The organism is Vibrio halioticoli NBRC 102217, from assembly GCF_000496695.1.
GTDB classification, from domain to species: Bacteria; Pseudomonadota; Gammaproteobacteria; order Enterobacterales; family Vibrionaceae; genus Vibrio; species Vibrio halioticoli.
In genome coordinates, this window is sequence record NZ_BAUJ01000030.1 from 55,826 (window position 1) to 61,825 (window position 6,000).

A 6,000-nucleotide genomic window follows, 5' to 3' on the forward strand; every position below is an offset into this window, starting at 1 on the left:
TGTAGATTGTCCATGCTGGAAAGGCTAATTGGTACAACTCTAATCATGGTAGAGTTTGGACAAGTAAAAGTCCTTATAACCCGCAATTATAGCGAAGTTACTGCAAATTCTCAGGGTCTATTACAACTATTGCAAAAAGAGCAATAAAGATGGGAAAACTCCAGCCGAACGCATCGGTTTAGCGAAAGGTGCCGTGGAGATCAGGAAAATCCCATATCCCAATCAATAAATCTCGATATAGATAGTTGATTCGATTAGCAAATATGTTTAAAAATTCAATAGTATATAAATGCGTAATTCTACTACGCTTATTCATGGAAGATGGTGAGGAGCTTTAATGACTATAACGTTAAAAGAAATTGATGGGATTCCCATTCAAGAGAGACATAAGGCTACGTGTCATTGTGGCAGTGTAGAAATTGAACTCTATCTACCAAATGGTGTTGAAGATTTAAGGAGGTGCGACTGCTCATTATGCCGCAGAAGGGGGGCTATTGCAGCCTCTGTGCCGTTGTCAGGCATCAAGATCATAAAAGGTGAAGATAAATTAAAACTGTACCAATTCAATACCAACGAAGCAAAGCACTACTTCTGCGGAGAGTGCGGTATATATACTCACCACCAAAGGCGCTCCAACCCTAGTCAGTATGGCTTTAATGTTGCTTGCCTAGAGGGTATCAACCCCTTGAAAGTGCAAAAAATCCCAACCTACGATGGTGTAAATCATCCCGCGGATCGACAAAAATAACTCAATTTAACAGTTAGCAATACGAATCGAGTCATCAAAATTAATGGGGTGAACTAGTCGGCGGTGGCCTTCATAACCGGGTTGAGCTCCTTGCTTCTTTCCAGATTTCTTCCGATTCGACGACGTATTCTTGGCTTTATTATGCAAAGGCTGTTGAGATGACGGAATAGAAGAATTGCGACTATTTTGGTTTAGTTAGTCTTCAAGTTCGACTAGGTTATTCCATAAAAAATGGATAATATCTTTCGCCTCTTCAGTCGAATATGGGATCAAGTTAACCTCGTCACATAAACTTGCTGTCAAGGCTTCACGGGCGAAGTGTTGCCTCTCAATTACTGCTGTCTGAGTCTGAAATTCAAACACGGTAGCATGATTTACAACTCCTTGGCCGAGTTGACCAAGCGTGCATGACAGGTTTTATTTGTTGAAAGATCAGCTTCAACTCAGCTTTTACGCTTACATAATGGATATAAATGGCTATAAGGTGAGTGACTACGGGTACATACGTTCATTTGCGTATGATGAGGTTGAACATCTAGCAGTCGATATTATTCCACCCTCCCCTTTTACTGAGATTTTGCGCTTAATTGAGTAAGGTATTTTGTCGATTTTACTCACTAAGGGAGCGACAAAACACATATCAACAAGCTTAAGATAAGGGTTCTAATCGTTTGATAAACGACAAACATACACTTACTTGTTCTTAGTATCCGAGTTGGTAGTTTCAGTTTTCCCCATATTCAATAACAATACTTATTCAAAATACGCTACTTTTTCTTTATTTGAACAAGGATCATTCTTCAAACCGTACCCCGTGCAACCATAAAAACTGCCATAGGGTCCGGTTCTTAATTTCATAGGTCTTGCACATTTAGAGCACAAAGCTAGAGACTCTTGGCAGTTATCGTTGAGGCACTTACTGTGTTTTCGTCCATCCACTTGAGGAAAGCCACACGTTTTGCAGACTCTAGGTTTCGACTTACACGCTGAGCCTGAACTACAACGGTAAAACATGCCGTATTTCCCTTTATACTGTTGATAATACCCATCGGTACAAAACGGACATTTATACGCTTTGCTAATTTCTGATTTGAACCGCTGTGACTCAATATTAATATCATAGCCGTCTTCAAGAAGCTCGGAAATAAACGACGAACGAGCGGTTGGATCCGCAATTAAGAACGACTTATGCTTTGCTCTGGTTAATGCCACATACATCAAGCGCCGTTCTTCGCTGTGAGGGTATGTGTCGAGTGAAGGTAGCAATGCACCTACCACCTCATGATCGACATTATCAGATGGAAAACCCAGTTTCCCCTGTAAAAAACCAATCAATATACAATAATCGGCCTCAAGCCCTTTACTGCCATGAAAAGACCAGAATTTCACATTATTCGCTAACTTTTCTCGCTTAAGCTCTTCCCTAGCCTCGTTGAGTAAGAAGTTATATCGACCCAGAATAGCAATACTTCCGGTGCTATCTTCCTGCTTGATCATTTTTACAATCTCTGCCGTTCGCATGGCCATACCATTTTTTTGATTAGGACTATGGCTGTCGTAAAGAAATATTTGCGATTGTTCTACTTGAGTGTGCGTTTTAATGTGTTTTTTATATTGCTCATTATTTTGCATAATGAACTTTCCAGCCGTATCCGCAATACTATTGTTATATCGGAACGTTTTCTCTAATTTAGTCAGTGTTTTATGACCAAAAAAAGAGTCAAAGCGAGTCGTCAGCTCCAATTTACCACCAGAAAATCGATAAATGGACTGCCAATCATCACCTACAACGGTCAGTTTCGGGTTAGGTCCTTTTTCAATAATCTGTTTTAGCATTTCACTGCGTGACTGAGAGATATCTTGAAATTCATCTACCAATACAAATTTCCATGTAGGATGGAACTGCCCCAAGTTAATGGCTTCGCAAGAACGTATTATCATATCGTCAAAATCAATCGCATTTTGCTCTCCTAAAAAATCCACATAATCGTGATGTAATTGTTGCAGGATAGACGCATGTCGATTTGCATGAGGGACATGGCTAGCCTTTAACCTATCGATAATGTCTTTATCAGAAAGTTGCTCAACACGAATAGCGGAAAGTGATTTCTGCAATATTTTAGCCCCGTTATCAATGACGCCAGATTCATTTAGTGCAGCATAAACATCTTTAGGATCTATCGGACTCAATTCAATTTTATGTTCGAGTAATTGTGCCTTTAAAGAGTCTTCTAGAACCCCTTCTGTCCATTGGTAATGGAAAGTCTCCAAGAGAACTGTATTGTGTTCTCGATGCAACTTACGCTTATTCGCTATCCCTTCGTTATACGCTACTTTGTCAATTCCAGGAGCTGTTCCCCCGTCACGGCTAATCCCAAAATGCTCAAGGTATATATTGGTACCATCAAAATAAAAATCAGGACGATAGTCATAACCAATATCCACCCTAGCTTTGGTTATATACTGCGGCTCATAAGAAAAAGACACTCCATTCAAATACAAGAAATTTGCGATTAATAACTCTTGATAGCCCCGAACAAGATCACCAGATAATGCTCTGTACTCATTATCACGAATATACCGCTCGTATTCTGATTGATCAGTAAACTCAAACGGATCGGCTGGACGATAATGAATAGCAATGAAGTTCTTCATTGCCACACTACTTGATGAGACATAATTAACCAACCAATCATGAACCCACTTATCGAATTTCTGTGGGTCTTCAGCCAAGACCGATATATGCGTGCTAATACCTGAACTCTGAAGCACCTTTCGCCCTAACGCATGAAATGTCGAGATCTGAGGCTCTGATGATAATGTAACATCAGCCATTTTCGCTCTGACCCGAAGCCTATCGCTAAGCTCTTTGGCCGCAGCATTATTGTAAGCAAGTAAAAGTATTTCAGAGGGCTTTAATTGACCACTATCGATTAGATCTAGTGCCTTAGCCACCATCACCGACGTTTTCCCTGTCCCAGCGGCAGCTAATATCATGTTCCTGTCATTTTCCCGGACAATGGAGAGCCTTTGATCTAGCGTAAGTGGGTTAGACTCGACCAGATCATAGAAATATTTTCTTTGGTTTAATCGATGCTGTTCATAGCTTTGGCGTACCACTTCTGCGTTTGCTTCCAACGGCAATATTCCTGCCGCAAAATTTAACCAATTAACACTGTCAGAAGATAAGTATTCTGTCCATATCACTCTGTTTTCTTCAAAAGCAGAGACTAATGGTCGAATCATGCAGTCAAGTTTAGGAATGGACGAATCCCTTAAGTACTCTTTATCAGCTAGTAGACTAAACTGCTGCTTATGACCAATTAACAGCATGTCAAAAAATTTAGCCACCTTCCTAATACCTAGAAGCTTATCATCAGGCAAAATAAATAGTGGTGATGTCTTGGGTACGTATAATCTATAGCTTTTTATTTCCGTATGAATCGTGATTATCTTAAAAAACCAATTTCTTTCGACTGTTGGCAAGTTAATCAAATCTTGAAACATTACATGATGACTTGTCTCCGAATTTTGAGTGAACTCAACTCTATCTGAAAAGACGTTAATATTCGGCGACGAACGGTAGTATCGAATAACTTGAAGCAGTGTTAGGTAAAAGTTGTTTATGGTCAATTTCTGTTTATCTGCAGGCATAAAAAAGTCAGTAGTATGGTTCAATAATAATTAACAAGGTATCTAAGCCCTAAACACTAATACAAATAACAAGTAAGTTCTCAGTCTACGATCACTGTTTAGAGTGCAGTTACTTAATCTCACTCTTATAAACATACTTAAATCCCCCCCCCCAACAACTCACCACCCAAAGTTGAGCTACAATTGCAGTTCTTTCTAGAACAAAAGACGCTGAGTTTCATAGTCACAGTCTCTTTAATTAAACAGACGAGTAGGGCACTTACTTCAAAACAACCCCCCTTGTTTGACAGGCGAGTTGCTCTGTTGAGTCTCAACTAACTTTAGAAAACAAGAATAAAGATAGAAATGAGAGTGTTCATTACGAATCGAATTGACGAAGCTAAATCATTTTTGGACAGAAGTGAGTTTCATTCAATCTAATAAGCCGCTTATATCAGATTAGTAAAAGTATCTTAATACCTTAAACACCTGTTATTTTGCTGATACCCACTGACTTTCAAGCCCAATGGTTTTGTTGTCAAAATCAATGGAGACCTGCACTCCCAGTGGTGTAACCAACATTGGGTGCGTATGACAACTGTCGAAGCCATAAAGTATTGGAACATTTTTGCCATTTAAGACTTCGTGCAGAACGTTCAACGGGGTACGCCCCGTCCCTTTGTCATTAAACAGTTCGTGCTTGCCTAATATAATAGCGCCAACCTTTTCAAACACCCCACAAGCCATTAGGTGGGCAAAAGAGCGCTCGACAGTCTCGATGCCTTTCAAAGAATCTTCAATAAGGAGGATATCGCCCAACTCTATCTCTGGCATATACTGACTACCCCATATACCTGCCATGGTATTTAGGTTGCCACCAATCATACGACCTCTGACTTCACCGCTACCTATGAACTGCCATTTATTTGTGTAAGTAGGTTTTGTAGAATCTTGTGTTTCCCAGTTATGCTTAACGTCCGTCCACGATAAAGGCATGATGTAACGATATGAGTCAGACTCAGAACACAAAATTTCCAGAAAAGACTTAAGCGTATCTTCAACTAAGGGGGGAAACTCGCCAAATGATGCAACTAGTGCTGGGCCATAAAATGTAATTAGCCCTGTTTGAGCATATATACCTAATAACAAAGCAGTTACATCAGAATAGCCTATAATAATCTTGGGATCGTTCCTAAGTGCTTCATAATCGATGTGAGGTAACAAAGAGTTACTATTACTACCACCAATTGTTGACATGATACACCTTACATTAGGATCACGGATTAATCGATTAAGCTCTTCAGCGCGTTCGAGAATTGAGCCTGAACGATATGAATCAGAACAACCAGTGAGGCAACCTTCTATTAGTTCAAACCCTTGAGATTCCAAATATGACTTTGCTCGCTTGAAGCGATTTGGTGCAAAAGCCGTTGCTGGTGATGATGGTGAGAAAAAACCAATTTTATCACCAACTTTTAAAGCTTTCGGGAATATCACTTACCCTTATCCTCCATAATTCAAACAAAATATCGCCACGTTAAGACGTGAGTAACGCAGCTAACTAGCTTAGCCCATTACATATTAAACACAATTCAAATTGAACTAAGAAGCTTTGGGGC

Annotated in this window: 3 protein-coding genes and 1 pseudogene; 1 reads left to right on the forward strand and 3 read right to left on the reverse strand. The window is 39.8% G+C overall.

Annotation, left to right across the window (positions count from 1 at the left end; all coding sequences use genetic code 11):
• Positions 1-337 precede the first annotated feature (337 nt).
• A complete protein-coding gene (locus tag VHA01S_RS10470; RefSeq protein ID WP_023404338.1) occupies positions 338-748 on the forward strand; it encodes a GFA family protein in 411 nt (136 codons plus the stop codon).
• 6 nt (positions 749-754) lie between these two features.
• Here VHA01S_RS10470 and VHA01S_RS18670 read toward each other — a convergent pair.
• From VHA01S_RS18670 to VHA01S_RS10480, 3 genes and pseudogenes are all read right to left on the reverse strand, one after another.
• Positions 755-931 (reverse strand): annotated as a pseudogene (locus VHA01S_RS18670) (IS66 family transposase); the annotation flags it as partial.
• A gap of 570 nt (positions 932-1,501) precedes the next feature.
• Positions 1,502-4,402, reverse strand: coding sequence for a UvrD-helicase domain-containing protein (locus VHA01S_RS10475; RefSeq protein ID WP_023404340.1), 2,901 nt, complete (start codon positions 4,400-4,402; stop codon positions 1,502-1,504).
• Between the two features lie 471 nt (positions 4,403-4,873).
• Entirely contained in the window at positions 4,874-5,878 is a 1,005-nt protein-coding gene (locus VHA01S_RS10480; protein ID WP_023404341.1) for a S66 family peptidase, read from the reverse strand.
• Between the last annotated feature and the right edge of the window lie 122 nt (positions 5,879-6,000).